Below are 23,736 nucleotides of genomic sequence, written 5' to 3' on the forward strand. Positions count from 1 at the left end.
CGCCTTGAGACGAATAGCGACGGACAGAAAGTGTTGACTCAATGGTTTGAGCGAGCACACTTTGAGTGGCATCCCCATCAGCCAGACGAGTATAAGGTGCTGCTGGGGCGGCTGGGGGTGGCTGTGTTAGGCTCACAACCACAATGAGATCGGGCACCGTTGATGAAGCGTTACACGGGTCGAGTTCTGAGTTGAGGCCCTCACCCCCAATCGCCGCCCGGAGGGCACCCCGCCACCCCCTCTCCCGTTGCGACAGGAGAGGGGCGGTTTAGTTCTCGGTTCTTGGTTCTTGATTCTTGATTCTCCGTGCTCCGTGGCGCTCTACGCGACCGGCAGCAGGAACGAGAAGGTGCTGCCCGTGCCCTCGTTCGACTCCGCCCAGATGCGCCCGCCGTGTCCCTCGATCAGGTGTTTGGCGATTGCCAGGCCCAGGCCGGTGCCGCCGCTGTTGCGCGTCCGCGCCCGATCGACCTTGTAAAAGCGCTCGAAGACACGGTCGGTTTCGCTGGCCGGAATGCCGATGCCGCTATCCTGAACCGAGACGAGGAGTGCCTGCTCCAGCCCGGCCTGCCGCAGTTCGCCGCTCCAGCGCTGCTGCTCGCTCTGTGTCGCCTCGACGGTCCTGGTGCTCACGGTGATCGTGCCGCCTGCGGGCGTGAATTTCAGCGCGTTGTTGATCAGGTTGAGCAAGACCTGGCCGATGCGCTCGCCGTCGATCAGGGCGGGCGGTAGCTCTGTATGCGGCTCGATGACCAACTCAAGGTTACGTCGCCGGGCCTGTGGCTGCAGGCGCGTGACCGCCCGCTCGATGATCGTGTCGATGTCGGTTGGCCGCATCGACATCACCATGCGCCCCGACTCGATCTGTGATAGCTCGCGCAGTTCCTCTACCAGATGGGTCATCGACTCAAGCTCGTCGGCGATCTGCCCCAGCATGCGCGCGGTGACGTCGGGCGGCGGCGCGGCCTGGAGCGTCTCGACCAGCAGCTTGATCGAGGCCAGCGGCGTGCGCAGCTCATGCGATACGTTGGCGACCATCTCGCGGCGCGCGCGCTCAAGCTGGGCCACGTGCGTGATGTCGCGCAGCAGCACGATCGCGCTGTACTCCTGTGTCTGCTCCAGCGGGTAGCAGGTGATATGCAGCGTCTGCGACGAGAGGATCGGCTGGATCGTCGTGGACTGGACCTCGCCGCTCTCGATCGCCGCTTCGATCAGCGCGTCGGCCTGGTAATCGCGGAGCAGCGTGATCAAGCCCTGGCCCTGGATCGTTTTCAGGTCGGTGTTGAAGATGCGGGTGAGCGACTGGTTGGCGAAGTGGACGCGGTGGTTGCGATCGATCAGCAGCAGCCCCGACTCTAAGGCGGCGGCGGTCGCCAGAAAGAGCGGCGGCAGCGCGCGGCTGGTGAGGCCAGCACGGCGGCGCTGCCAGTAGGCGCGCTCGGCGATCAGCTCCCGATGCTGGTGCCAGCCCCAGATCAAAGCCATCACCAGCAGGACAGTCAGCGTGGCGGTTAGGGCAATCATCGGTTTCGTTGCGGGCAGCCGCGAGCGCTAGTGCGAGCCATGACGTCGGGCACCGGCTATTTCGCGCCTGCTTCGGTCTGGCTCATCGCCGCGCGCTGCGCCATGTTCTCGGCGGGTGACTCGAAGCGGTAGCCGGTGCCGCGTACAGTCCGAATATAGACCGGCTGCGACGGATCGGGCTCGACCTTCTCGCGCAGCCAGCGAATATGCACATCGACCGTGCGCGAGTCGCCGAGGAAATCGTAGCCCCAGACCCGCTCCAGCAGCAGGTCGCGCGAGAGCGCGAGCCCTCGGTTGCGCATCAGGCAGACCAGCAGATCGAACTCTTTGGCCGAGAGCATCGTCTCGTGCTCTCCGCTCCACACCCGGCGCGACCCCGTATCGACCTTGAGCGTGCCCGCCTGGAGAATCTCGCGCTGCATCGGCTCCGCCTCGCGCCGCCCACGTCGCAGGATAGCGCGCACCCGCGCCAGCAGCTCGCCCAGGCTGAACGGCTTGATGACATAATCATCGGCACCCAGCTCCAGTCCCGCGATCCGGTCGATCTCATCCTGCCGCGCCGTCAACATAATGATCGGCACATCGGACTCGCCGCGCAGGATGCGGCACACGGAGAAGCCGTCGAGACGAGGCAGCATCACGTCCAAAACCAGCAGGTCGGGCTGCTTTTGCCGCACCAGCTCTAGCGCCTGCACGCCATCTCCGGCCACGAGCACGCTGTAGCCCTCGCGCTCCAGATTGTAGCGCAGGGTATCCGCCAGGATCACCTCATCTTCAACCAGCAAAATCGTCGCCATAGCCACATTGTAGCACGACGCTGCCCCGGCGAATGTTAAAGTTGCTTTAAGGAGCATGGAACAGCGGCACTTCACTCTCCGATTTGACGCTTATGCTACACTCGCGGCGATGATCTCTTGCCTGACAGGTGCGGCTTATGACGGATGATCTCGACCTATCGGTATTGCTCGAAGAGCGTATTAGTGTGCCACACCCGATCCCATGCGAGTTGCCCGTGTTGCCGCTGGTCAATACTGTTGTCTTCCCCCAGGTTGTCGTGCCGCTGTTCGTCAGCCGTCAGCAGGCGCAGGTTGCGCTCGAAGCAGCGCTGGCGGCGGATCGCATGGTAGTCACGGTCGCGCAGCGTAACGAGGATGTCGAGACAGTCAGCTCCGCCGATCTCTACACGATCGGCGTGCAGGCGCGGATTAGCCGCGTCGTACGGCTGCCGGACGGCACGATCAATATTCTGCTGCAAGGGCTGTGGCGCGTGGCGATCAACGCCATCGTTCAGGAGCAGCCGCTGCTGCGGGCGCGGGTCACGCCTGTGCTGGACGATCCCGGCAGCTCGCTGGCCCTGGAGGCGTCGCAGCGGGCGGTGCTGGCGCTGTTCGAGAAGGTCGCTAGCTTCAGCCGCACGCTTCCCGAAAACGCCTACGTCGCGGCGCTTAACGTCGAAACGCCGGGCGCGCTGGCCGATCTGATCGCCTCACACCTGCCGCTGGATGTGTCGCAGCGCCAGGAGGTGCTCGAGGCGCTGGATGTCGAGCACCGGCTGCATACCGTGTCCACGCTGCTGATGCATGAGCTGGATGTGTTGCAGCTTGAGCACCAGCTCCGGATCGAGGTCGAGCAGGAGGTCGATCGTGTCCAGCGCGAGATCTTTTTGCGCGAGCAGCTCAAGGCGATTCAGCGCCAGCTCGGCCAGTCCGATCCGTTTGTCCACGAGCTGAGCTACCTGAAGGAGCGCATCGAGGCGGCGGCGATGCCCGAACCGATTCAGGCGCGCGCGCTCGAAGAGCTGAGCCGGCTCGAGGCGATGACGCCCGCGTCGCCGGAGTACACGCTGGTACGCACCTATCTCGACTGGCTGCTCGCGCTGCCGTGGCACGTCGTGACCGTCGACAACGGCGATCTGCGGGCGGCGGCACGAATCCTCGACCGCAACCACTACGGTCTGAGCAAAATCAAGGATCGCATTCTGGAGCATCTCGCGGTTCGTAAGCTGGCCGGAGCGCACGGTCGCTCGCCGATCCTCTGCTTCGTCGGGCCACCCGGCGTCGGCAAGACCAGCCTGGGCCGCTCGATTGCCGAGGCGCTGGGCCGCAGATTCGTGCGGATCTCGCTGGGCGGCGTTCACGACGAGGCCGAGATTCGCGGCCATCGGCGGACGTACATCGGGGCGATGCCCGGACGTGTGCTCAAGGTGATGAAAGATGCGGGCACGATCAATCCCGTGCTGATGCTGGACGAGATCGATAAGCTGGGTCGTGACTTTCGCGGCGATCCGGCCTCGGCGCTGCTGGAAGTGCTCGACCCTGAGCAGCACCATGCGTTTCTGGATCATTACCTCGACGTGCCCTACGATCTGTCGCGGGTCATGTTTATCACGACGGCCAATATCCTCGATCCCGTGCCCGACGCGCTGGTCGACCGGCTGGAGGTGATCGAGCTGGCGGGCTATACCGAGGAAGAAAAGCTAGAGATCGCCCGCCAGTTCTTGATCCCGCAGCAGCTCGAAGCCAACGGCCTGAGCGGCGTTGCGGTCCGCTTCACCGACGATGCGCTGCGCAACCTGATCCGGCTCTACACCTATGAGGCGGGCGTGCGCGAGCTTGAGCGGCAGATCGGCGCGGTCTATCGCAAGATCGCGCGGCGGGTGGCCGAGGAGCGCCCCTATCCGCGCCGGATCGTGCCCAGGATGCTGCCAGCGCTGCTCGGACCCGATCGCTACGATTACGGCCTGGCCGAGGAGCGCGACGAGGTTGGCGTGGCAACCGGCATGGTCTGGACCGAGAACGGCGGCGATGTGATGCCGGTCGAGATCAGCGTGGTCGAGGGCAAGGGCAATCTGACGCTGACCGGCCAGCTCGGCGATGTGATGCAGGAGTCGGCGCAGGCGGCGCTCAGCTATACCCGCGCCAACGCGAAGCGCCTGGGCATCGATCCCAAGCGCTTCGACAAGGTCGATATTCATGTCCACGTGCCCGAAGGCGCGGTACCCAAGGACGGGCCTTCTGCGGGTGTGACGATTGCCTGCGCGCTGATCTCGGCGCTGGCAAACCGCGCGCTCCGTCGGGCCGTTGCCATGACCGGCGAGATTACCCTGCGTGGACGAGTGCTCTCCGTGGGCGGTGTCAAGGAAAAAGTGCTCGGCGCGTATCGCGCGGGGATCACGCAGGTGATCCTGCCCAAGAAGAACCAGCGCGATCTGACGGACGTGCCGCGTCATGTGCGGCGCAAGCTGCGCTTTGAGTTCGTCGAGCAGATGGATCAGATCCTTCCGCTGGCGTTCGTCCAGAATCCGCTCGACTTTCCCTATCAGCCGCGCAAACGTACCAGGAAAAAAGCAACGTCAAGCGGCGATGAGACTCATGCCGCCCCACACCCGACCGTCGTGCTGCCCGTGGTGATCAGCGCTACGTCTGCCGAGGATCTCTAGCCCTAATTCCGAGTTCAAGGCCCTCACCCCGGCGCTGCCGCCCCTCGCCCATTGCAATAGAGAGGGGGAGAATCTTCTCCCGGTTCTTGGTTCTTCCCTTGTTCTTTGTTCTCTGTTCTTCCCTTCGCGCTACTGCGCTGGCTGAAGGAACTGCTGGGCAACCCAGCCCTCGCCGAGCGGCGTGCGCACTTTCAGCCAGTCGCGGGTGCCATCGTTAAACGTCTCGCCCAATGACTCAACCCGCGTGCCTTCGGGAAGCGTCCCCAGAATTTGCGCTGAGGTCGAGTGCTCTTGCCGCAAGAACAGCCCCTCTGTCCCGGTTCCTGTGACGGCGAAGGCTCCACCGGCGGGGCTGGGCGGCTGCTGGCCCGGATCGGTGCCGGGCACGTTGGTCGCCGGCTGCACGATCACGCCCGGTTCCGCGCTGGCGAGCGGCCCCGTGGTCACTCCGCTGAAGTCCGGAGCCACCGACGCCGTCGGCTCGGCGGTGTCCTCGGCGGTAGCACCCGAGTTGTACCAGCGATTGGCGAGGTTGAAGATGGCGATCAGCAGCAGAAAGCCGATGACCGCAGCGCCGATCATCAGCAGTGTGCGCGAGTTGTCGGGGTTGGCCGCCCAGGTTCCTAAGCGCTGCGTGCTGAAGGGCGAGGCGATCTGCCGCTCCCGCCGCGCGCGCGTGCGGCTGGCAAAGTTGTTATCGACGATCGTATGCTGATCGTGGATCGAATCGTTAGCATCTGGCTTGAGCGACTGTGCGCCACCGGACGCTCGCCGTGGGCGCAGGCGCATGTTATCGGCGAGCGGATCGTTCTCGTCGCCTGCATCGGGATCGTTGGGTGGCAGGTTTGGTCGGCGTGACCATCCCATGAGGGCGCTCCTTTCGCGGTGATCTGAACAGATATGATTGCTGGCGCGTCTGAAAATTGCTGTCTCTGATGCGATCATACCATGTGTGCCGGATTCAACACAAGTGCAGTGGATTGTACTTTAGTTTTGCCGATCCCTTAACTTTCTGCAACATCGGCCCGCGCCTAAACGTCGTATGGCCCATGGAGATTAAGGAGCACAGATCTATGCAAGCACGACTCACTCGTTCACATACCGACCGCATGATCGGCGGTGTGTGCGGCGGGTTGGGCTACTATTTCAGCGTCGATCCGGTGATTGTCCGGCTGATCTTTGTGGTACTGGCCCTCACCACGGGCATTACGCTGATCGTCTATCCGATCCTCTGGCTGGTCATGCCCGAAGCAGGCGCGGTACCGCCGCATCCATCGGCGCTGCCCCCCGACGCGCGCTTCGATCCGCTGTCCGGACAGCCGCTCCCGCCGCGCCAGCCGGTCGTCGATCAGATGTTCAGCGCGCAGGAGCGCAGCGCGCCGCAGCCAGCCGCACCCGCCAGTGGTCGTAATCGCACGCTTGGGCTGCTGCTGTTGGGCATCGGCGTCATTGTGCTGATGAATAATATGGGCGAGGCGCTGAGCCGTATTTTCGGATTTGGGATTGATATATCAGGATTTGTTGTGCCGGTGCTCCTGGTTGGTCTTGGCATGTATTTGTTGCGCAAAAAGACCGTATGAGGCCGAACATGTCTGAACGAGTCGAAACGGCTACACCAGCGCCGCCGAAACAGTCGCGCCGGATCGTAGCGCTGCTGCTGATCGGAGCGGGTGCGGTGATCGGCCTCAGCTCCAGCGGGGTGTTTAGCTCCGCCGCGTGGAGCGTGCTGTGGCCGCTGGCGTTGATCGGCGTTGGCCTGGATCTGGTGACGGAGGGCCGCCAGCGTCGCCGCATCGTGGTCGGGGCGCTCATCGCCGCGCTGATCTGCATTCCGATCGTCAGCGCGGCGCGCTGGTTCGGTGGCGAACACGTTGATGTGGCAGAGGAGCGTGTCGAGCAGGCGCTGCCCAGCTTTGAGGGCATCGACCGGCTGCGAGCGACGATCGCGCTGACCGCTGGAAAGCTCAGCATCCGCGATCACAGCGACGAGGATCAGGTCGTCACGGGCGCGGCGGGCGCAATCAACAGCTATTCCAAGGAAGGCCGCACCGGCGTACTCGATCTCGGCACCAACGACTGGCGCTCGCGCGATCTCGATCTCCGCTTCAAGCGCGATCTGCCGCTCGACCTCACGATCGATCTGCATGCAGGTGATGCCTCGCCGCTTGACTTCGAGGACCTGAAGCTTGAGCGCCTCAATCTGATGATCAACGGCGGCGGCGACGCGGAGATCAAGCTGCCCAACGAGGGCCTGATCGAGGTCGACATCGCCAGCACCGCCGGAAATGTCGCGATTGACGTGCCCGACGATCTGGCGGCGCGCATCGAGGTGCCTTCCAGTTGGAGCCACATCGATCTTGACGATCGCTTTGAGCAGCAGGACGATGCCTACGTCAGCGAGGATTACAATCCCGACGCGCCGAATCGCGTGACGATTCGCGTCGATGCCACGGCGGGCAACGTCAGGATTCGCTAGGTCCCGGAGGCAGCGTTTGCGTTCGAGGAAGCACGACGATGGAGCTGCTCGAAGGATTGTTGGAGGTCTTCGGCCAACCCTTGATCGAGATGCTCATCTGGACGAGGAACGATAAAGCATCGCGCGATGGCTGGGTTGGGCTGCTCGCTATTGGCGCGCTAGGAGCTGTGCTGGCTGTTGCGCTCACCTGGCTCCTATTCTAATATCCCGCTGTTCTACTGCATGGCAAAAGGAGTAATCAGCCGCGCTCCAGCCGCACGATGCTTTCGACATGATGCGTGTGCGGAAACATATCGATGACCTCGGCGCTGGCAATGTGGTAGCCCGCCGCCGCAAGCTGCTTGCAATCGCGCGCCAGCGTCCCCGGATGGCAAGAGACATACACGATCCGCTGCGGCGCGCGCTGGATCACGGCGTCGAGCACCTCAGGCGCGCAGCCCCGGCGCGGCGGATCGAGCACCACACGGTCGAACCCTCCCGCTAGCTTCGCGATCGTCCGCTCGGCAGCGCCGACCTCGAAGGTGACGTTGCTCAGGCGGTTGAGCTGGGCGCTGCGCCGCGCATCCTCGATCGCGGGTGCCCACTCCTCGACACCCACTACCTCGGCTACCTCCGGCGCGAGCGACAGCGCGAATAAGCCCACGCCGCAGTAGAGATCGAGCAGCCGCGTGTCCGGCTGCGTATCCAGCAGCGTCCGCACGCGCCGCACCAGCCGCTCGGTCTGGTAGGCATTGACCTGAAAGAATGAGCTGGCCGACAGCCGAAAGCATGTATCGCCAACGACCCGCTCGATCCAGTCGCGGCCATCCAGCGCGCGGCGCTGCGTGGCATGGACCACGCCGACCAGCGGCGGATGGGCGGTACGCCAGCGCCGTGCAAGCTCGCGCAGCGGCCCGCGCCCGTCCAGCAGCGCGATCACCTCGCCGCTGCCGGGGCTACACCGCAGCGTCAGGTCGCGCAGCGCAGCCTCGTCGCCGAGCAGCGGTCGGAGCGCTGCCAGCGCGGCATCGATCAGCGGATGATGCAGACAGCAGGCCGGAATATCGGACACGCGGCGGCTGCCCGGCAAGAAGTAGCCGATCCGAGCGCCTGAGACATGCAGCTCGGCGGTCGTGCGATAGGCCCAGGTAGCGCCCTCGTCCGGGGGCGGTTCGTCCGGCTGCGCCGCGACCTCTAGCCCGCCGATATGCCGTAGCTGCTCCTCAAGGATCGTGCGCTTGAACGCGCGCTGCGCCTCCGGCGCGATCCAGCGCCAGTCCGCCGCGCCGCAGACGCTTTCGAGCGGGCAGGGCGACGCGATCCGCTCGGGAGCCGCGCGCAGCACCTCGATCACGCGACCGCGCGCGAACGCTTTTTGCCGATCATAGAGCCGGACGCGAACATGCTCGCCGGGCAGGCCGCCGCTGGCAAACACGGGGCGGCCCTCGTAGCGGCCTACCGCGTCGCCGCCCTGCGCGATGGCTGTCAGCTCTAGCTCAAGTTCGTCCGGCCAGTGCATTGCATGCTTCCTTTTCTCTGGTGCGGGGCGTAGGCGATACGCTCCTACGAGGTCAATGAATCGGCGCGTCGATATGAGTATTGTAGCGGCCTTGACACGCCCGCGCCAGATCCGGCGATTGGCATGTTTCGTGCTACAACGGCAGTACTGCTTGTAGGCCGGACGTGCCGGGCATGGTGCTCTGCGCGTGTAGCGGCCCTCGACGATCGCGCATGCGATACACGCCGGACTATGGACCAAGCAAGAATTGTGCTGAGCATGATTGGAGGAGATCCCTGTGTCTCAAGTTGATATTGCGCAGCTTTGGCGCACCATCGCAAGGAATGCCGCCGAGGATCAGCCCTATCTCAATGAGCTGGACGACATCGGCAACGGCAACGCGGGCGATAATTACCAGGCCAATATGCAGCTTGTCGCAGATACGCTGGAGCGCGAGCTTCAGGGCGGCCAGGGCGATGTCGGGCGGGCGCTGCTCACAGCGGCGGAAACGCTGCGCGACGATGGGCGGGGCGCGACCGCGCCGGTCTATGCGGCGGGTCTGGCCGATGCCGGAAAACGTCTGCTGGGCCGGAGCGGTCTGAGCGCGACGGATCTACTGCCGCTGCTCGAAGGGCTGCTGCGCGGCGCTCAGGGCAGCAGCGCGATCCCGCAGGGCGGCGGCGGCCTGCTCGACGCGCTGGTGCCGGGCGTGCTGGGCTATCTTGGCGCGAAGCAGCGCGGCGCTTCCGATATGGATGCGCTGATGGAGGCATTGACAAACGCCCGACGTGGCACGTATAGTACTCGCCGCGCGTCGCCGCCGGTCGAATCGTTTGGGCAGCGCGATACACGCGGCCAGCTCGATCCGGGCGCGGCAGGCGTCGGCTCGCTGTTCGAGGGGCTGCTGCGCGGCTTTTTGCAGCAGCAGATGCCGACGGGTAGCGGGTCCCCGCAGCAGCCGGATCTGCCGGAGACGCCGCGCCGCGCGCGTGAGTCGGGATCGTTCGGCGGCGTCGAGATGTAGCGGGCGTATCGGCATTCGTACGACAAGGAGTGTAGCGTGCCCAGCATTGGCGGTCTTAGCAACGTTTGGAACACCATTCGAGAAATCAACGTCGGCGATATTCGTGAGCGCGCGGAGCAGCCCGTGCATCTTGCGATCATCGGTGTGCCAGAGGACCGCAGCGCCGTGATCCGCGCGCTCTACGCGGGTCCCAGCCGCTACGGGCCAGCCGAGCGGGCGGTGATCCGCGAGTATGACGTGCCGCTGCCGCGCGATCGGCAGAGCGAGGTGGGCCGCAGCGATCTGGCGCTGCTGGTGGTCGACGCGCGCGCCGAGGTCAGCGTAGACGCCGAGTCGGTCGCCGATAAGCTGGCGATTCTGGCGATCCCGCGCGTGGTGCTGCTGATCGGCGCTGAGCAGATGCCGCGCACCGACGGCGGCGGCATGTGGTACCTGCCCGGCGCGCTGACGGTCTTCGCGCCAGACGCCGAGACGGCTACGCTGATCAGGCTGCTGGCTCCGGCGGTCGTCGAGCAGTTGCCCGATGAGCTGCGCGTTGCGGCGGCACGCCAACTGCCTGGCCTGCGCGATGCCGTCGCCCGCGCGCTGGTCGGGGACTCGTCGTTCTCCAACGCGAGCTACGCCTTCACGTCTGGCCTGTCGGAGATGGTGCCGGTGCTGAATATTCCGCTCAACGCGGCGGACATGCTGGTGCTGACCAAAAATCAGGCGCTGCTGGTCTATAAGCTGGCGCTGGCCTTTGGCGCTCCCGCCGATTTTCAGGCGCAGATGCGCGAGGTGATGCCGGTGATCGGCTCCGGCTTTTTGTGGCGGCAGGTCGCGCGTCAGCTGGTCGGCCTGATCCCCGGCTTCGGCATCCTGCCCAAGGTTGCCGTCGCCTACGCCGGGACGTACGCCACCGGGCAGGCGGCGGCGGTCTGGTATCGCAGCGGCGAGGTGCTGTCGGGCGACGCGCTGCGAGGGCTGTACAAGCAGGCGATCGAGATCGGTCGCGAGCGGGCGCGGGATCTGATTCGCCGCCGCAAAGCGGATCTGCCGCCGACAACCGGCAAGACCAATCCGATGTCGCCGCCGAGCAAGTGGCGACGGCTCTGGCCCTTCGGTCGCAAATGATCGTCGCGCGCCAATCTGGTCTATAATGCCCTTCGATAATTTGAAGAAGTGACAGGCGATCGATCGATCGTTCTGCGCGTGGCTGCGCGCCGCGCAGGGCCGCTGGAGTCGGATGTGCCGCCTCCATGAGTCGTCGAGCGCCTGAAGGAGTCGAAGCATGGACTATTTCGTGATCGAAGGGGGCCACCGGCTTGGCGGGACGATCACGCCTGTAGGCAATAAAAACGCGGCGCTGCCGCTGCTGGCGGTCGCGCTGCTCACGGACGAGCCGCTGGTTTTGCATAACGTGCCGAACATCGGCGATGTGCGCATCAAGCGCGAGCTGATCCAGCGGCTTGGCGTCGAGTGTACCGATCTCGGCGGCGGCAGCTGGCGCTTGCAGACGCGCGACGTGGGCGATCGGCAGCCCGATGTCGAGCTGGGGCGGCGCATCCGCACCGCGCCGCTGCTGGCGGGTCCGCTGCTGGCCCGGCGCGGCTTTGTGACGATCCCACGGCCCGGTGGCGATCGGATCGGGCGGCGGCGGCTGGATACGCACTTCCAGGCACTTCAGGCGCTGGGTGCGGAAATCGAGGTCAGCAATGAGTGCTACATCCTGCGCGCGAACGAGCTGAGCGGCGCGGATATGTTTCTGGACGAGATGAGCGTCACAGGCACCGAGCAGGCAGTGCTGGCGGCGGTGCTGGCAAACGGCACGACGGTGATTCAAAATGCCGCGTCCGAGCCGCACGTGCAGGATGTCTGCCGCTGTTTGAATGCGATGGGCGCTCGGATCAGCGGCATTGGCACCGACACGCTGACGATCGAGGGCGTGGCAAGTCTGCGCGGCGCGGAGTACACGATCGGACCCGACTTTATGGAGGTCGGCTCGCTGATCGGGCTGGCGGCGGCGACCGGCAGCGAGCTTCGGATCAAAAACGCGCGACCGCTCGAGCATCGCATCACGCGCATCACCTTTAATAAGCTGGGCGTCGACTGGCGCGTCGAGGGCGACGACATCGTCGTACCCGCCGAGCAAGAGCTGGTGGTGCGCGCCGATCTGCATGGCGCGATCCCGAAGATCGACGATCGTCCGTGGCCGGGCTTTCCTACGGATCTGATGAGCATCGCGCTGGTGGTGGCGACTCAGGCGCGGGGCACGGTGCTGATCCATGAGTGGATGTTTGAGAACCGGCTCTTTTTCGTGGATCGGCTGATCAGCATGGGCGCGGGCATCGTCCTCTGCGATCCGCATCGCGCGGTTGTCGTCGGCCCGTCCAAGCTGCACGGCGATACGCTGACCAGCCCCGATATTCGCGCGGGTATGGCGCTGCTGATCGCGGCGCTGGCGGCGGAGGGCACCAGCACCATCCAGAACATCGGCCAGATCGATCGCGGCTATGAGCGCATCGAAGAGCGGCTGCGCGGCCTGGGTGCCCGCATCGAGCGGCGGCAGTAGGCCGCTGATCCAATCTGCCTCTCGCGGCCAGGTCGGCACAACGACGTGCCGACTTCATCGGTCTATGTCTCCTCTTTGTTGCACCACGTGTATGGGTAGGCTATAATTTAAGTGTGGAACTTTCGTCTATCCTGGTATCCACACACCGAAGACGCATCGCGGCGTGTTTGTCGTTATTGTACGGCAGACTGTAGCCGCTATCTGCGTGCGTCATCAAGAAGGAGCACACGTAATCGTGGCAAAAGAGCAGATTAATCAACGCCATATTCTGATAGCCGATGACGATGACGGCGTGCGGACCATGCTCCATGATCTGCTCGCAGGGGAAGGCTATCAAGTTACCGAGGCGCGTAGCGGTACTGAGGTCCTGACGCAAATTGCGAGCGGGAATGAATATAATCTGTTGCTGATGGATGTGCGCATGCCGGGCATCGATGGCCTGGAAGTGCTGGAGCGCCTCCATAAAAATGGCAGCGATATTGGCGTGATCATGATTACCGCCCATGCAACCTCGTCGGTGGCGATCCGCGCGATGCAGATGGGGGCGTTCGACTATCTGCTCAAGCCCTTCTCCGTGGACGAGGTGCTGGTATTGGTCGAGCGCTTCTTCGAGCATCAAGATCTGGCCTCGAAGGTCAAAACGCTTGAGGGTCAGTCGTCCGATCCGCGCGACCGAATGATCGGCTCCGGCCCGGCAATGCAGCGCATCTACAAGCTGATCGGGCGGATCGCGGCCAGCGAAGCAACCGTGCTGGTGACGGGCGAGACGGGCACCGGCAAAGAGCTGGTGGCGAATGTGATCCACGCCAACTCGAATCGCCGCACCGGGCCGATGATCAAAGTCAACTGCGCAGCGCTGCCCGACACACTGCTGGAGAGCGAGCTGTTCGGGCATGAGAAGGGCGCGTTCACTAGCGCCGTCGCGCAGCGTAAAGGTCGCTTCGAGCTCGCCAACAAAGGCACTATCTTCCTCGACGAGGTCGGCGAGCTGTCGCTGACAGCGCAGAAAAAGCTGCTGCGCGTGCTTCAGGAGGGCGAGTTCGAGCGCGTCGGCGGCACCACGACGGTCAAAGTCGATGTGCGCGTGGTGACGGCGACCAACCGCGATCTGGAGGAGGAGGTGCGTAAGGGCAATTTCCGCGAAGACCTCTTCTATCGGCTGAATGTGATCAACGTTCACATGCCGCCGCTGCGCGAGCGCAAAGAGGATATTTCGCTGCTGGTCGAGCACTTCCTTGATAAGTACCGCTACAGCCCCACATCGCCGCCCACGCGCATCTCGGAGGAGGCGCTGAACAAGCTGATCGAGTACGAGTGGCCCGGCAACGTGCGCCAGCTCGAAAACGAGATCGAGCGCGCGGTGGTCTATACGCAGGGCAAGGTCATCACCAGCGAGTTCTTGTCGCTGGAGGCCGGGCGCGCGGTGCATGAGGTCGATATTGTTCAGGCTGTGCGCGAGCGCACGCCGCTGCCGACGCTGCTACGGGATGTCGAGCAGCGTATGCTCTCGGAGGCACTGCGCCAGAGCGCGGGCGACCACACCGAGGCGGCGGAGCGGATCGGGCTGACCGTCAAGGTCTTTGATACGAAGCTCAAAGAGCTTGGCATCGCTTAGGGACGATAGAACAAAGGAATAAGGAAACAAGCGAACCAAGCACCAAGAACGATCTACTTCCCCTCTCCTCTGCCGGAGGTCGCGCAGGCGGAAGCCCGCCTGCGCGTGGGGAAGGGGGCCGGGGGTGAGGGCCTCAACTCCGAACTCCAAATGTTGAGCTTTCTCATCCCCGCCCCTTGTCCTCTGGATGTCCAACTCGAAACTTGAAACTCGAAAAGATCTCGTATGTTCAAGCCGCAGTTCCGCTGGCTCCTGATCTCGCTCCTGGGCATTGCGCTGCTGCTGCGCCAGGGCCTTGCCGTCCTGCTCCTGGGGCTGCTCGGTCTGGCGCTGCTGCTGGCGCATCTCTGGGGCCGCTGGGCGTTCCACCGTGTGGCTTATACCCGCGCGCTCAGCAGCGATCGGGTCTTCGTCGGCGATGAGGTGACGCTGACCGTGCGGCTGAGTAACTCCAAGCTGCTTGGTCTGCCCGGCCTCAAGCTCGACGATACCGTGCCCGCGAAGCTGGACTACTATGAGCAGCGCATGCTGCCGCATCCACAGTCCCATTTGCAGATCTGGCGACGCCGGATCGGGCTGCGGCCCTACGAAGCCGTCTCGTGGTCGCTCCCGCTGCGTTGTCCGCAGCGTGGCTTCTTCACCTTCGGGCCGGTCCATCTGGAGGCGACCGACGCCTTCGGCTTGCAGGTGCGCGAGCTGGAGCTTCCGGCGCGGACCAGCATTGTGGTCTACCCTGAGCTGATCGCGCTCCCCGATCTGTATCTCCGCGCCCAGCATCCGATCGGCGAGACGCGCACGCTCCGGCACCTGCTGACCGATCCCGCTCGTACCGTCGGCGTGCGCGATTACCGGCGTGAAGATCCCTTCAAAACCATCCACTGGGGGGCGACCGCCCGGCGCGGCGAGCTTCAGACGCGCGTCTTCGAGCCGACGACCAGCCTGGACATCGCGATTATGCTCAACCTCGATACGTTCGAGCACTACTGGCAGGGCATGCGCTACGATCTGATCGAGCGGATGATCAGCGCGGCGGCGACCGTAGCCACGCAGGCGGCGCAGGAGCGCTTGCGCTTCGGGCTGTACACCAACGGCGCGCCAGCCGACAGCGGGCAACTGATCCGCATTCCGCCGAGCCGCTCGCCAGCGCAGCTTGAGATTGTTTTGGAGGCGCTGGCGAAGGTGGTGCCCTACTCGGTCACGCCCTTTCCGATCCTGCTGCGTCATATCGGGCCGTCGCTGGGGTGGGGCGCGACGATCGTCATGATCAGCGCGGTGCCCTCGGATGCGCTGCAAAGCGCGGTGCTGCGCCTGAAGCGCCACGGGCGCCGGGTGGTCTGGCTCTACGGCGGCGACGATGCCCTGCCGCGTCTGCCGGGCGTCGAGATCCTGCCGATCGATGGTGGCGTGGCGCAATGGGCCGAACGGCGCGCAAACATTATGACCGCTCCGGCAGCCCAGGCGCGGCGCGTATGGTAGAATACACACCCCAGCCGCGACGTATCGGCTGGTCCGGGTGCAGGGTATGCCGCACCTCCACGTACTGATAGCCTCATGCCGTTTCAGCCTTTAAAACTGCTGCTGTACCTGACCGCCGCCGCGCTCGAAGTGCTGCTGCTGCATCTTGGCGTGACGCTGCTGGCGCTGGCGTTTCAGCGGACGCCGAGCCTGAGCTGGCCGATCTTGTTCCTGGCCTGCCTGATCGCGGCGTGGACCATGCTGCGCTTCGAGACGGCGCAGGACGAGCCGGGCGGCTGGGTCAGCAGGCCGACCCTGGTGGTCTGTGCGCTGACGATGGCGTACGCCGTCAAGGTGCAGGCGGGCGGCGGCTGGAGCTTGCTCGGCGGCTGGGGTAGGCTGTGGCCGTTCGGCGCGGGCAGCCCCGATACGCTCAGCCTGTTTGGGCTGCTGATGGTTTCGCTGTGGAGCTGGTGGCGCGGCATGGGCCTGGTCGATTACGATCATGCGCGTGTGCTGGCGGTGCTCCAGCGTGGCGTGCTGGTGCTGGTGCTCCTGACGATCCTGGTGACGCCGCTCTCTGCGGTCAACCTGGGCGCGCCGCCGTGGGGTCCGCGTCTTGCTGTCGAGGCGCTGATCGTCGTCGGCCTGGGGCTGTTCGGCCTGTCTCTGGCGCGGATCGTGGATGAGCAGGAGGCAGGGCAGGTCGGCGGCGGCTGGTACTGGCTGCGGTCGAGTCTCCTGGCCTCGGTTGGCGTGCTCCTGCTGGGGACGCTGCTGCTGACGCTCGTTTCCAGCACGGCTACGGAGGCGCTACGCACGGTAGTGGCGGTGATCGTCGGCGTTTTTGCGCTGGTGATGGCTCCGCTCGTCTGGCTGATCGCTCAGGTCTGGCTCTGGCTGAAGGCCCAGCTTCAGCGGTCGATGGCTGAGTCCGGCCCGTCGCCGTCGCCATCGCCCAGCGCCGATCTGTTGCCGCAAACGCCCTCCGATCTTCAGATCCAGATCGTGCAGGCGCTCCAGGTTGCGCTGAGCCTGCTGCTGTACCTGCTGCCGCTGGTCGTGCTGATCCTGTTGATCATGACGATGCGGCGGCAACGGCATTCGCGGCGCACCGCCGACGGCGTGCTGCACGAGTCGCTGTGGAGCTGGCAGCGGCTCGGCGCGGATCTGCTCGATCTGCTGCAAGGGCTGCGTCTGCCGCCGCGCACGCATGGGCTGCGCGATGCCCTGGCGCGGCTGCGGCCTGACGATCCGGCGGAGCGTATTCGACGGCGCTACGTGGAGCTGCTGCTGATGGGAGAGCGTGCAGAACGTTCGCGTCAGCCGCAGCAGACTCCGCTCGAATACTCGCCAGTGCTCGCGCCGCTGGTGCCGAGCGCCGCCGATGAGCTACAACATCTCACCGATGTCTATGACCGGGCGCGCTATGCGCCCGACACGATAACGGCGGCTGATGTCGCTGCCGCCGATGCTGCCTGGGCCGCGATCCAGGCTCAGTCGCCCAAGGAGAATCCTTAATGCCTCAGTTCTTTGCTCTTCGTCGTTTAACGTTGCTATCGCTCCTCGCGACCGGGCTTGCGGCCTGTGGCGGCGCTCCCGCCGTGCCGGTGGCGCAGATCGAGCCGCCCAGGCCCGCTGCTACGACGATCCCCACCGCAGTGCCGACCGCTACCACCGAGCCGACGCAGACGCCGACCAGCGCTCCTACCGCTACCGTCGAGCCCACGGCTACCGCCGAGCCGACGCCCACGCCCGATGTGAGCTTTGTCACCGGCGAGAGCATCTTTGCGCGCGGCGCGATTACCAGGCGGCCCTGGATGGTGATGATCGACAATCATCCCGACGCCTATCCTCAGTCGGGCATGAACAAAGCCGCGATGGTCTTTGAAGGGCTGGCCGAGTACGGAATTACGCGCTTTATCGCGCTTTACACCGATGGGATTACGCCGGAGGTGAAAGAGATCGGGCCGGTGCGCTCGACGCGGCTCTACTTTGCGCAGTGGGCGATGGGCTTCCATCCGATCTATGCCCATGCCGGCGGCAGCCCCGATGGCGTGCGTCTCTCCGAGACGACCGACCAGTTCGTCAACTTCGAGGCGCTGAATCTACCCAAGTATACCTGGCGCGATCCGCAGCGCATCGCGCCGCATAATCTGTACACCAGCTCGGACCTGCTGCGGGCCTTTGCCGAAGCGAAGAACGCGAGCGCCTTTGATGATCCCAGGGTTGGATATTTGTTCAGCACCATGCCAGCGACCAACCCTCCCGAAGTCAGCCGGATCAAATATTTCTTCCTCGATCAGTCGTTCCGCGCCGGTTTCACCTATGATGTCGCCTCGAATGGCTACCACCGCACCATGCGCGGTCGGGCGCACATCGATCGGGTGACGGGCCAGCAGCTCTGGACGCGCAACGTCGTGGTGATGCAGGTCAACGAGGCCGCGCGGTCGGGTGATGCCAAGCGCCGGATCGATCAGGAGGTCGTCGGCAGCGGCGCGGCGCGGATCTTCATGGCGGGCAAGAGCATCGAGGCGACGTGGCGCAAGGAGAGCGAGGCTGCTCCGCTCCGCTTCTACGATGCCGGCGGCAGCGAGGTGGTCTTCAACGCCGGTCCGATCTGGGTCGCGGCAATCCCGTCGATGGCTCGGCTCAGCTTCGAGTAACGGCGCGTGTCGGCAGCGCTCCGAACGAGTAGCACGCAAACCCTGCGCACAAACAAGCGCCTCGGCTTGGGCCGAGGCGCTATGCTTTGTCGGTAGGCTGGCGGCGACGACTATGGCAGCGCGCCGTACTCAAGCGGATTGACATTAACGCCATCTTTCCAGACGTGGTAGTGCAGGTGCGGACCGCTCGACTGTCCGGTCGAGCCCATGTAGCCAATCAGGTCGCCGCGCTTGACGGTCTGACCGTCCTGTACTGCAAAGTCTCTGAGGTGGCCGTAGCCCACTTTGTAGTGCTCGTTCTTGATCCACAGGTGATTTCCGGCGGGCATCGAGTTGGGATTAAGCTCGATCACGCCGCTCATCGTCGCGTAGAGTGGCGCGCCCATCGATCCCTGTGGATCGGCATCTCCATCGCCGTTGCCGTCGATCGCGATATCGACGCCGCCCCACACCGCAGCCGGCGCGTGCGACCCGACGCCGTAGCCCTGGGTCATGACCGCGCTTTTTGTGTCGGTGGGATTGCCCCAGGGCATATCCTGCGGATGCGAGTCTGCTGCTAAGCCGGCACCTTGCGCGGCTTGCTTGCTGAAAAGACCCGTCAGCCCTGGTTGCTGCGCTTTGAGCGCGCCGACCGCGCTTTGGGCGGCAACATTGCCGTCGCCGCTCCAACTGCTGATTACGGTGCCGGAGGAGCTGCTTCCAAAGAAGAACCAGATCGCCAGCAGCGCGGCAGCGATAGCTAGCCACGACGGTATACGATGCCCGCTACCAAGTTCAAAGTTCATCGCTGCCTACTTTCCCTGCCAGCTTTGCACCAGGTTCTTGACGCTCTGGATGTACGCGCCCTCGTTGTTGTTGTCGGCGGCAGGCGCGTACTTGGGGATGATGTCTTCGACGGTTGAGCGCTTCCACTCATCGATATACAGCCCCCGGATCAGCTTATACCAGTCTTCGATGCCCTGGCTCCAGTTGTCATAATCGCGGAAACGCCCGTAGCAGCGCCACCCCTCGGTACAAATAATATTGCCAATGTTATGAGTGGTGCTGCCGTCTGGCTTCCGACCGGCCCACGCCGGATTGGTGCCCGCGCTGGATTCGTGGATGAAGAAGGCGAGACAGATCGCGGGATTGATGCCGTACTTGACGCCCAGATCGTAGATCTCCTGGCCGTGGCCGCGCGCCGGAGAGTTATACTCGGCCAGAACAGCCTCGATCTGCTCCACGGTTATCGTTGGCGCTCCCAGCACCGACAGGCCGCCTCTATTGCTCGTGATCGGCAGGGCAGCGGCGGCGAGAATCGACTGGGATTTACCGACCGGGTTAAATGCATCAGGCAGGCCGCTGGCGGTGGATATGACACTGCCAGGAGCCGCAGGCATCAGCCAAAAGATGACGGTGAGCGCTACAAAGCCGATCACGATCTGCTGAAGGCGTGTCATGGATGCGCCTCAGCCAGTTGACGACGTTCGTCGTCGGTGATCAGCCGGAATGTCTCGCCGGTATTGATATAGATAATTTCTTCGTTTTTCACGGCAATCACAAGGTCGCCTTTCTGATCGCTATTCAGATCTTTGACCCGCAGCGTGACGGGTGTCAGGTCTTCATGCGCCCCAAAGAGATACGGGCCTTGCAGCGTTTGCGCCTTGGCGCTGTCCCCGCCCGGCAGCTCGATCACAATCACGCGGCGATTGAGATTCATCGCGACGAAATGTGAGGGCTGCCCGGCCTGCTCGTTATGCCCGACGTACGCGCTTAGTTGCATTGTTCGTGGCCGACCGTAGCGCATGTCGTCGAGCCATGTCTGGCCTCGACCGATCAGCAGATTCAGAACAATGAACCCCAGTACAACAACTATACCCACCTGAATATGTTGACGAGTAGCTTGAACCTGCGGCCACCGCACTGGTGCGGCAGGCATGCTCTTCCGTGTCGGCTGCTGATGCAGATCACGGCTTGTTACCGCCATCGCCGTCCTCCTCTACCCATTTTCTCAAAACTCGGTCGCGCGTACTTCGAGCATTCTGTTGGGGATACAGCACACGACGTGGTATGCCCTGATGCTCGATTGAAGTAGAACTATTATAATAGAACGGGTGTTCTACGTCAAGCGCGTATTCTGCTGGCGATGACCGGCGTTCTCCGTGTTCTCGACATATGTCAAGCGTATTGTAGCGAACTAGAGGGATCAAATCAAGGTTAAGGAGTCCTGAACGGTCCAGCACCAAGGTAGATGCCCGATCGGTGCTGTAGGGTGTCGGCGATCAAGAACGAGCAGAGGGCTTGGCCCTCTGCTCGTGATGGGTGGTGCCGTATTGTGGCGCGGTGCTGGCTAGCGCGAGATGCTCGGCGTGTAGATCATCGGATAGCTCGCCTCGGCGATTGTCTCCGTCGCCTGGGGGCTGCTGGGGAACGCCGACCAGTTCAGGCCGTCGCTGGCGCGTACGCGGAACTCATAGGTATGCCCGCTCATGCCAAAGAAGAGCATCTGCCGCTGCCCCGTTTTGTACAGCCGCGTTGTGCCGTCGGTTCGATCTCGCACCTGTAGCTCGAATTGAGCCAGATCCGAGGCATTGCTGCTGAGGTACACCTCGACGATGCCGGTGCTGCGCGCCGATGTGTCCACCGCGCTATCCGGCGGCGTCGCGTCGACCGTCATCGTCATGGTTCGCTGATAGCCGCTATTGCCGTTGTTGTCCTCGGCCTGGTACACGATCGTATGGCTGCCGTCGCCAAGGCTGATCGGCACACGGCCCGACGCGCTCTGCTGCTCGCCGCCGCCGTCGATCCAGTAGCGCATGGTACGTATGCCGCTACCGCCCAGGTCATCCGCTGCCAGCACAAGCTGCTGCCCGCCGCCGAAGCGCGTGCCATCGTAGATCGCGCCGCTCGGCGCTGGCACGGTGGTAAATTCGGCGGCACCGGGCGGCTGCCAGCTATAGCCAGCGTATGCCTCGCCCGCGTTTTCAAAGAATTTGACCGCCAGCGTGTGCAGCCCAGTCGCCAGATAGACCGATCCTTCCTTGGAGGATGTGGGATGCAATCCTTCGTTGCGCACGACTTCGCGCCCATCGACCCACAGCCACGCGCCATCATCGCTGGTGACGCGGAACCTGTAGGTGCCCGAAGCCGGAACGTAGAAGGCGCGCACCTGCCGCACCACAAAGCGCTCGGTCTGGCCGAGCGGCCCAGCACCGGCCCAGTTTTGGTCGCTGCCATCCCAGGTAAACGCTCCGATGTAGGAGCCCTCGATGATCGAGAGCGGATTGACCGTGCGCGCCAGCAGACTGTCGGGCGTGGGAATAAGCTGGTAGACGCTGGCCTGTGACTTGTAAGCATTGTCGAGGCGGATCGGCTCAGGCGCGCGGCGCTCAGGTGTCACCGTTACCGCAGCCGTCGTCCGATCTGCGCCGTTGCCGTCCGAGCCGTAGTACTTGACGAACTCGTTGACAAGGTTCGCCTTGAAGGTGTACGTGCCCGGCGTGCGGAATCGTACATAGCCTATGATCGTGCGTGTCTCGCCCGGCTGGATCGGCCAGCCAACGCCCCAGCGCCAGGGATACCCGCCATCGCCGGTGCTGCAATCGGTCGGCACCGTTGGCGAGCCGCTGGCAAAGCCCAGCGTCAGCCTCAGCCGCTTCGGCTCCTTGGGATACGCCGGATACGAGCTACCACCGGCGAAACATTCGGCCTCATCATAGACCCAGCCGCCAGCAATATCGTCGGTCGCGCCGGAGTCCGGCCCCTGCGTTTCGAGCGTCACGGTGCCCGTGTTTTTGACGGTAAACTCGACCGGCACAACCTCGCCCACGCCCACGCTCGTCGTACGAACCGTGGCCGAAAGAAGCTGCGCCGAGGCCTGCGGCGGCGGCGGTGGTTGATAAACCCACTGAACCGCGTCGAAGAAGACAACCTTGCGCGCGCTGAATGGCTCGCTGGTCAGATCAGTGAGCTTCACGCTGCCGCCGGTGCCCGCGTCGAACTGGAAGACGCCAAGCTCGACCCATTCCTGAGCCGTATTCTGATCGACTACTTTGGTCGTCGTACCGCCTGCGTAGCGCACCTCGTAGCGCGCGTTGGTGGTGGCATACGGCGGCGACGCGATGGCGCAGCCCTGCGGAATATGCACCAGGACTTTGTACTGCCCGGTGTGCGGTAAGTTCGGACGCCACACGCCCCAGTTTGTGCTGGCGACGCCTTCGCTGCCGTTGGTGGCGTAGGTCCAGTAGGTATGCCCGGCGTAGCCACACGACCGATCGTGCCATGAGCCGGCTGACGTAAACGAGGTTTCCAGCTCATCGATCACCGCATCGCCGTTATCGCTGCCGCCGCCGTGGAGCCGCTGATAGACCCGCTGGCGAACCGAGGTCAGCACTTCCATGCCTTTATCGCCGGGGCAGGTCGTATGGCCCGGCGTCACCTGGCGATGCCCGGCAATGTTCAGCACGACCGAGCCGCTGTTGAACGGCGCGCAGTAGTTGGAGCGCGAGCAGCCGTAGTACCAGCTACTCCCCAGCGGATCGATGTTGCGCTGGCTGGCTTTCCACGAGAGCAGATCGACCAGACTATTTTGTGCGGCGGTAGTCGGCGTGACCGTGGTATAGGTGCCGATCATCGAGACGCCCATCGAGCCGTAGTTGGCCGTATCGTGGAAGCCGACCGCATCACGCGATAGATCGGTCGATCCCGCGCGTCCGGCATAGATCACGCCGTTGGGATCGATCAGCCAGTTATAGCCGATGTCGCCCCAGCCTCGGCTGTAGGTGTGAAACGACCAGATCGCTCGTACGCGCGTTGCCCAGTTCGGCTCGTTCGGCCCCAGCGTGTTGGAGTCGGCGGTGTGGTGAACGACCAGATGGTTGGCGGTATAGTAGGCGGGCGGCGCATTCGGCGCGTACTCCCCCTGCGGATTGCCCCATCCGGTCCGCGAAATATACGCCGGGCGGGCGATACCCATCGGGCTGACCGCGCCGTCGCTGGTGGGCACGGCCAGCGCCGCGCTGTCGATCCGGGCGTCGACGGTATGAACCTGGATCGCGCCGAAGGTCGGCAGTGCGCCATCCGAACCCGGCGTGCGTGTGATCCGCAGTTGATAGAAGCGCGCAACATCGGTGTAGATGATGTCGCTCCAGTGGGTATCTGCCGGCTCGCTGGGATCGGGCGGATCATCGCTCTCTTGAACGTCGCGCCACGCAGACCAGCCGCTCCCGTCGGCGCTGCTACGCACTTCGAGCTTAAGCAACGCTGCGGCTGGCTGAGCGGCCTGCCAGCGCAGCATCATATACATGAATGTCTGCGACGTGGCAATCCGATCGGTTTCGACGACCTCGCTACCGCTGGCAGCGCTCTGGTCGGCGCTACGGTGAAAGGCATCCTGGGCGATGATGGACACGGCAGGCTTCAGGTCGCTCGTTGTTGTCTCCGCATGAGCAACACTGAGCAGAATCAGCGCGCAGGCCAAAAAAACGAGCGCGCTGATCGACCGGAGTGCATGACGAATCATGAGCGTACT

The 23,736-nt window shown here is 64.0% G+C and carries 19 protein-coding genes; 11 read left to right on the forward strand and 8 right to left on the reverse strand.

Going from position 1 to position 23,736, the window contains the following annotated elements; genetic code table 11:
• Window positions 1-321 precede the first annotated feature (321 nt).
• The gene (locus VFZ66_03085) at window positions 322-1,524 is read right to left on the reverse strand and encodes an ATP-binding protein (GenBank protein ID HEX6288143.1); all 1,203 of its coding nucleotides are present in this window, start codon (window positions 1,522-1,524) and stop codon (window positions 322-324) included.
• 56 nt (window positions 1,525-1,580) lie between these two features.
• On the reverse strand, window positions 1,581-2,321 hold the full coding sequence (locus VFZ66_03090; GenBank protein HEX6288144.1) for a response regulator transcription factor: 741 nt from the start codon (window positions 2,319-2,321) through the stop codon (window positions 1,581-1,583).
• Between the two features lie 137 nt (window positions 2,322-2,458).
• Here VFZ66_03090 and lon point away from each other — a divergent pair, with 137 nt between their 5' ends.
• Window positions 2,459-4,963: an endopeptidase La gene (gene lon / locus VFZ66_03095; GenBank protein ID HEX6288145.1), complete on the forward strand. Its 2,505-nt coding sequence runs from the start codon at window positions 2,459-2,461 to the stop codon at window positions 4,961-4,963.
• 129 nt (window positions 4,964-5,092) lie between these two features.
• Here the strand turns inward: lon and VFZ66_03100 are convergent, their stop codons facing one another.
• Window positions 5,093-5,830: an SH3 domain-containing protein gene (locus tag VFZ66_03100; GenBank protein HEX6288146.1), complete on the reverse strand. Its 738-nt coding sequence runs from the start codon at window positions 5,828-5,830 to the stop codon at window positions 5,093-5,095.
• Window positions 5,831-6,036: 206 nt separating this feature from the next.
• Between VFZ66_03100 and VFZ66_03105 the strand changes: the two genes are divergently transcribed.
• Genes VFZ66_03105 through VFZ66_03115 form a run of 3 tightly spaced genes read left to right on the forward strand, consistent with a single transcriptional unit; the run spans window position 6,037 to window position 7,642 of the window.
• The gene (locus VFZ66_03105; GenBank protein ID HEX6288147.1) at window positions 6,037-6,543 is read left to right on the forward strand and encodes a PspC domain-containing protein; all 507 of its coding nucleotides are present in this window, start codon (window positions 6,037-6,039) and stop codon (window positions 6,541-6,543) included.
• Between the two features lie 8 nt (window positions 6,544-6,551).
• Window positions 6,552-7,439, forward strand: a complete 888-nt coding sequence (locus tag VFZ66_03110) for a hypothetical protein (GenBank protein ID HEX6288148.1) — start codon at window positions 6,552-6,554, stop codon at window positions 7,437-7,439.
• A 38-nt stretch (window positions 7,440-7,477) separates the two neighbouring features.
• The gene (locus VFZ66_03115; protein HEX6288149.1) at window positions 7,478-7,642 is read left to right on the forward strand and encodes a hypothetical protein; all 165 of its coding nucleotides are present in this window, start codon (window positions 7,478-7,480) and stop codon (window positions 7,640-7,642) included.
• A gap of 35 nt (window positions 7,643-7,677) precedes the next feature.
• On the opposite strand, the gene rlmD is transcribed toward VFZ66_03115, so the two are convergent.
• On the reverse strand, window positions 7,678-8,937 hold the full coding sequence (gene rlmD / locus VFZ66_03120) for a 23S rRNA (uracil(1939)-C(5))-methyltransferase RlmD (GenBank protein ID HEX6288150.1): 1,260 nt from the start codon (window positions 8,935-8,937) through the stop codon (window positions 7,678-7,680).
• A 277-nt stretch (window positions 8,938-9,214) separates the two neighbouring features.
• Between rlmD and VFZ66_03125 the strand changes: the two genes are divergently transcribed.
• The 7 genes from VFZ66_03125 to VFZ66_03155 all read left to right on the forward strand — a co-directional run bounded on the left by VFZ66_03125 (window position 9,215) and on the right by VFZ66_03155 (window position 18,227).
• The gene (locus VFZ66_03125; protein HEX6288151.1) at window positions 9,215-9,940 is read left to right on the forward strand and encodes a DAK2 domain-containing protein; all 726 of its coding nucleotides are present in this window, start codon (window positions 9,215-9,217) and stop codon (window positions 9,938-9,940) included.
• Window positions 9,941-9,976: 36 nt separating this feature from the next.
• Window positions 9,977-11,053: a hypothetical protein gene (locus VFZ66_03130; protein HEX6288152.1), complete on the forward strand. Its 1,077-nt coding sequence runs from the start codon at window positions 9,977-9,979 to the stop codon at window positions 11,051-11,053.
• Between the two features lie 157 nt (window positions 11,054-11,210).
• Complete coding sequence (gene murA, locus VFZ66_03135) at window positions 11,211-12,491, forward strand: UDP-N-acetylglucosamine 1-carboxyvinyltransferase (protein ID HEX6288153.1); 1,281 nt, start codon at window positions 11,211-11,213, stop codon at window positions 12,489-12,491.
• Between the two features lie 235 nt (window positions 12,492-12,726).
• Entirely contained in the window at window positions 12,727-14,106 is a 1,380-nt protein-coding gene (locus tag VFZ66_03140) for a sigma-54 dependent transcriptional regulator (GenBank protein HEX6288154.1), read from the forward strand.
• Between the two features lie 225 nt (window positions 14,107-14,331).
• Window positions 14,332-15,582 carry a DUF58 domain-containing protein gene (locus VFZ66_03145; GenBank protein HEX6288155.1) on the forward strand — a complete coding sequence of 417 codons (1,251 nt, stop codon included), beginning with the start codon at window positions 14,332-14,334 and terminating at the stop codon, window positions 15,580-15,582.
• A gap of 75 nt (window positions 15,583-15,657) precedes the next feature.
• The gene (locus VFZ66_03150) at window positions 15,658-17,082 is read left to right on the forward strand and encodes a DUF4129 domain-containing protein (protein ID HEX6288156.1); all 1,425 of its coding nucleotides are present in this window, start codon (window positions 15,658-15,660) and stop codon (window positions 17,080-17,082) included.
• Window positions 17,082-18,227: a DUF3048 domain-containing protein gene (locus VFZ66_03155; protein HEX6288157.1), complete on the forward strand. Its 1,146-nt coding sequence runs from the start codon at window positions 17,082-17,084 to the stop codon at window positions 18,225-18,227. The genes VFZ66_03150 and VFZ66_03155 overlap by 1 nt, the downstream gene beginning before the upstream one ends.
• Before the next feature lie 110 nt (window positions 18,228-18,337).
• Here the strand turns inward: VFZ66_03155 and VFZ66_03160 are convergent, their stop codons facing one another.
• The 4 genes from VFZ66_03160 to VFZ66_03175 form a co-directional block, all read right to left on the reverse strand.
• Complete coding sequence (locus VFZ66_03160; protein HEX6288158.1) at window positions 18,338-19,012, reverse strand: M23 family metallopeptidase; 675 nt, start codon at window positions 19,010-19,012, stop codon at window positions 18,338-18,340.
• A gap of 6 nt (window positions 19,013-19,018) precedes the next feature.
• Window positions 19,019-19,666 carry a glucosaminidase domain-containing protein gene (locus VFZ66_03165; protein HEX6288159.1) on the reverse strand — a complete coding sequence of 216 codons (648 nt, stop codon included), beginning with the start codon at window positions 19,664-19,666 and terminating at the stop codon, window positions 19,019-19,021.
• The gene (locus VFZ66_03170; protein HEX6288160.1) at window positions 19,663-20,193 is read right to left on the reverse strand and encodes a hypothetical protein; all 531 of its coding nucleotides are present in this window, start codon (window positions 20,191-20,193) and stop codon (window positions 19,663-19,665) included. Before VFZ66_03170 ends, VFZ66_03165 begins: the two co-directional genes overlap by 4 nt.
• A gap of 363 nt (window positions 20,194-20,556) precedes the next feature.
• Window positions 20,557-23,727, reverse strand: coding sequence for an N-acetylmuramoyl-L-alanine amidase (locus VFZ66_03175; GenBank protein HEX6288161.1), 3,171 nt, complete (start codon window positions 23,725-23,727; stop codon window positions 20,557-20,559).
• Window positions 23,728-23,736: the final 9 nt, after the last annotated feature.

The sequence above is a fragment of the Herpetosiphonaceae bacterium genome (genome assembly GCA_036374795.1).
Lineage (GTDB): Bacteria > Chloroflexota > Chloroflexia > Chloroflexales > Kallotenuaceae > LB3-1.

Excerpts from the sequence above, each read along its gene's own strand:
- VFZ66_03085 (HEX6288143.1), bottom strand. The coding sequence starts at position 1,524 with ATGATTGCCCTAACCGCCACGCTGACTGTCCTGCTGGTGATGGCTTTG.
- VFZ66_03090 (HEX6288144.1), bottom strand. The coding sequence starts at position 2,321 with ATGGCGACGATTTTGCTGGTTGAAGATGAGGTGATCCTGGCGGATACC.
- lon (HEX6288145.1), top strand. The coding sequence starts at position 2,459 with ATGACGGATGATCTCGACCTATCGGTATTGCTCGAAGAGCGTATTAGT.
- VFZ66_03100 (HEX6288146.1), bottom strand. The coding sequence starts at position 5,830 with ATGGGATGGTCACGCCGACCAAACCTGCCACCCAACGATCCCGATGCA.
- VFZ66_03105 (HEX6288147.1), top strand. The coding sequence starts at position 6,037 with ATGCAAGCACGACTCACTCGTTCACATACCGACCGCATGATCGGCGGT.
- VFZ66_03110 (HEX6288148.1), top strand. The coding sequence starts at position 6,552 with ATGTCTGAACGAGTCGAAACGGCTACACCAGCGCCGCCGAAACAGTCG.
- VFZ66_03115 (HEX6288149.1), top strand. The coding sequence starts at position 7,478 with ATGGAGCTGCTCGAAGGATTGTTGGAGGTCTTCGGCCAACCCTTGATC.
- rlmD (HEX6288150.1), bottom strand. The coding sequence starts at position 8,937 with ATGCACTGGCCGGACGAACTTGAGCTAGAGCTGACAGCCATCGCGCAG.
- murA (HEX6288153.1), top strand. The coding sequence starts at position 11,211 with ATGGACTATTTCGTGATCGAAGGGGGCCACCGGCTTGGCGGGACGATC.
- VFZ66_03145 (HEX6288155.1), top strand. The coding sequence starts at position 14,332 with ATGTTCAAGCCGCAGTTCCGCTGGCTCCTGATCTCGCTCCTGGGCATT.
- VFZ66_03150 (HEX6288156.1), top strand. The coding sequence starts at position 15,658 with ATGCCGTTTCAGCCTTTAAAACTGCTGCTGTACCTGACCGCCGCCGCG.
- VFZ66_03155 (HEX6288157.1), top strand. The coding sequence starts at position 17,082 with ATGCCTCAGTTCTTTGCTCTTCGTCGTTTAACGTTGCTATCGCTCCTC.
- VFZ66_03160 (HEX6288158.1), bottom strand. The coding sequence starts at position 19,012 with ATGAACTTTGAACTTGGTAGCGGGCATCGTATACCGTCGTGGCTAGCT.
- VFZ66_03165 (HEX6288159.1), bottom strand. The coding sequence starts at position 19,666 with ATGACACGCCTTCAGCAGATCGTGATCGGCTTTGTAGCGCTCACCGTC.
- VFZ66_03170 (HEX6288160.1), bottom strand. The coding sequence starts at position 20,193 with ATGGCGGTAACAAGCCGTGATCTGCATCAGCAGCCGACACGGAAGAGC.
- VFZ66_03175 (HEX6288161.1), bottom strand. The coding sequence starts at position 23,727 with ATGATTCGTCATGCACTCCGGTCGATCAGCGCGCTCGTTTTTTTGGCC.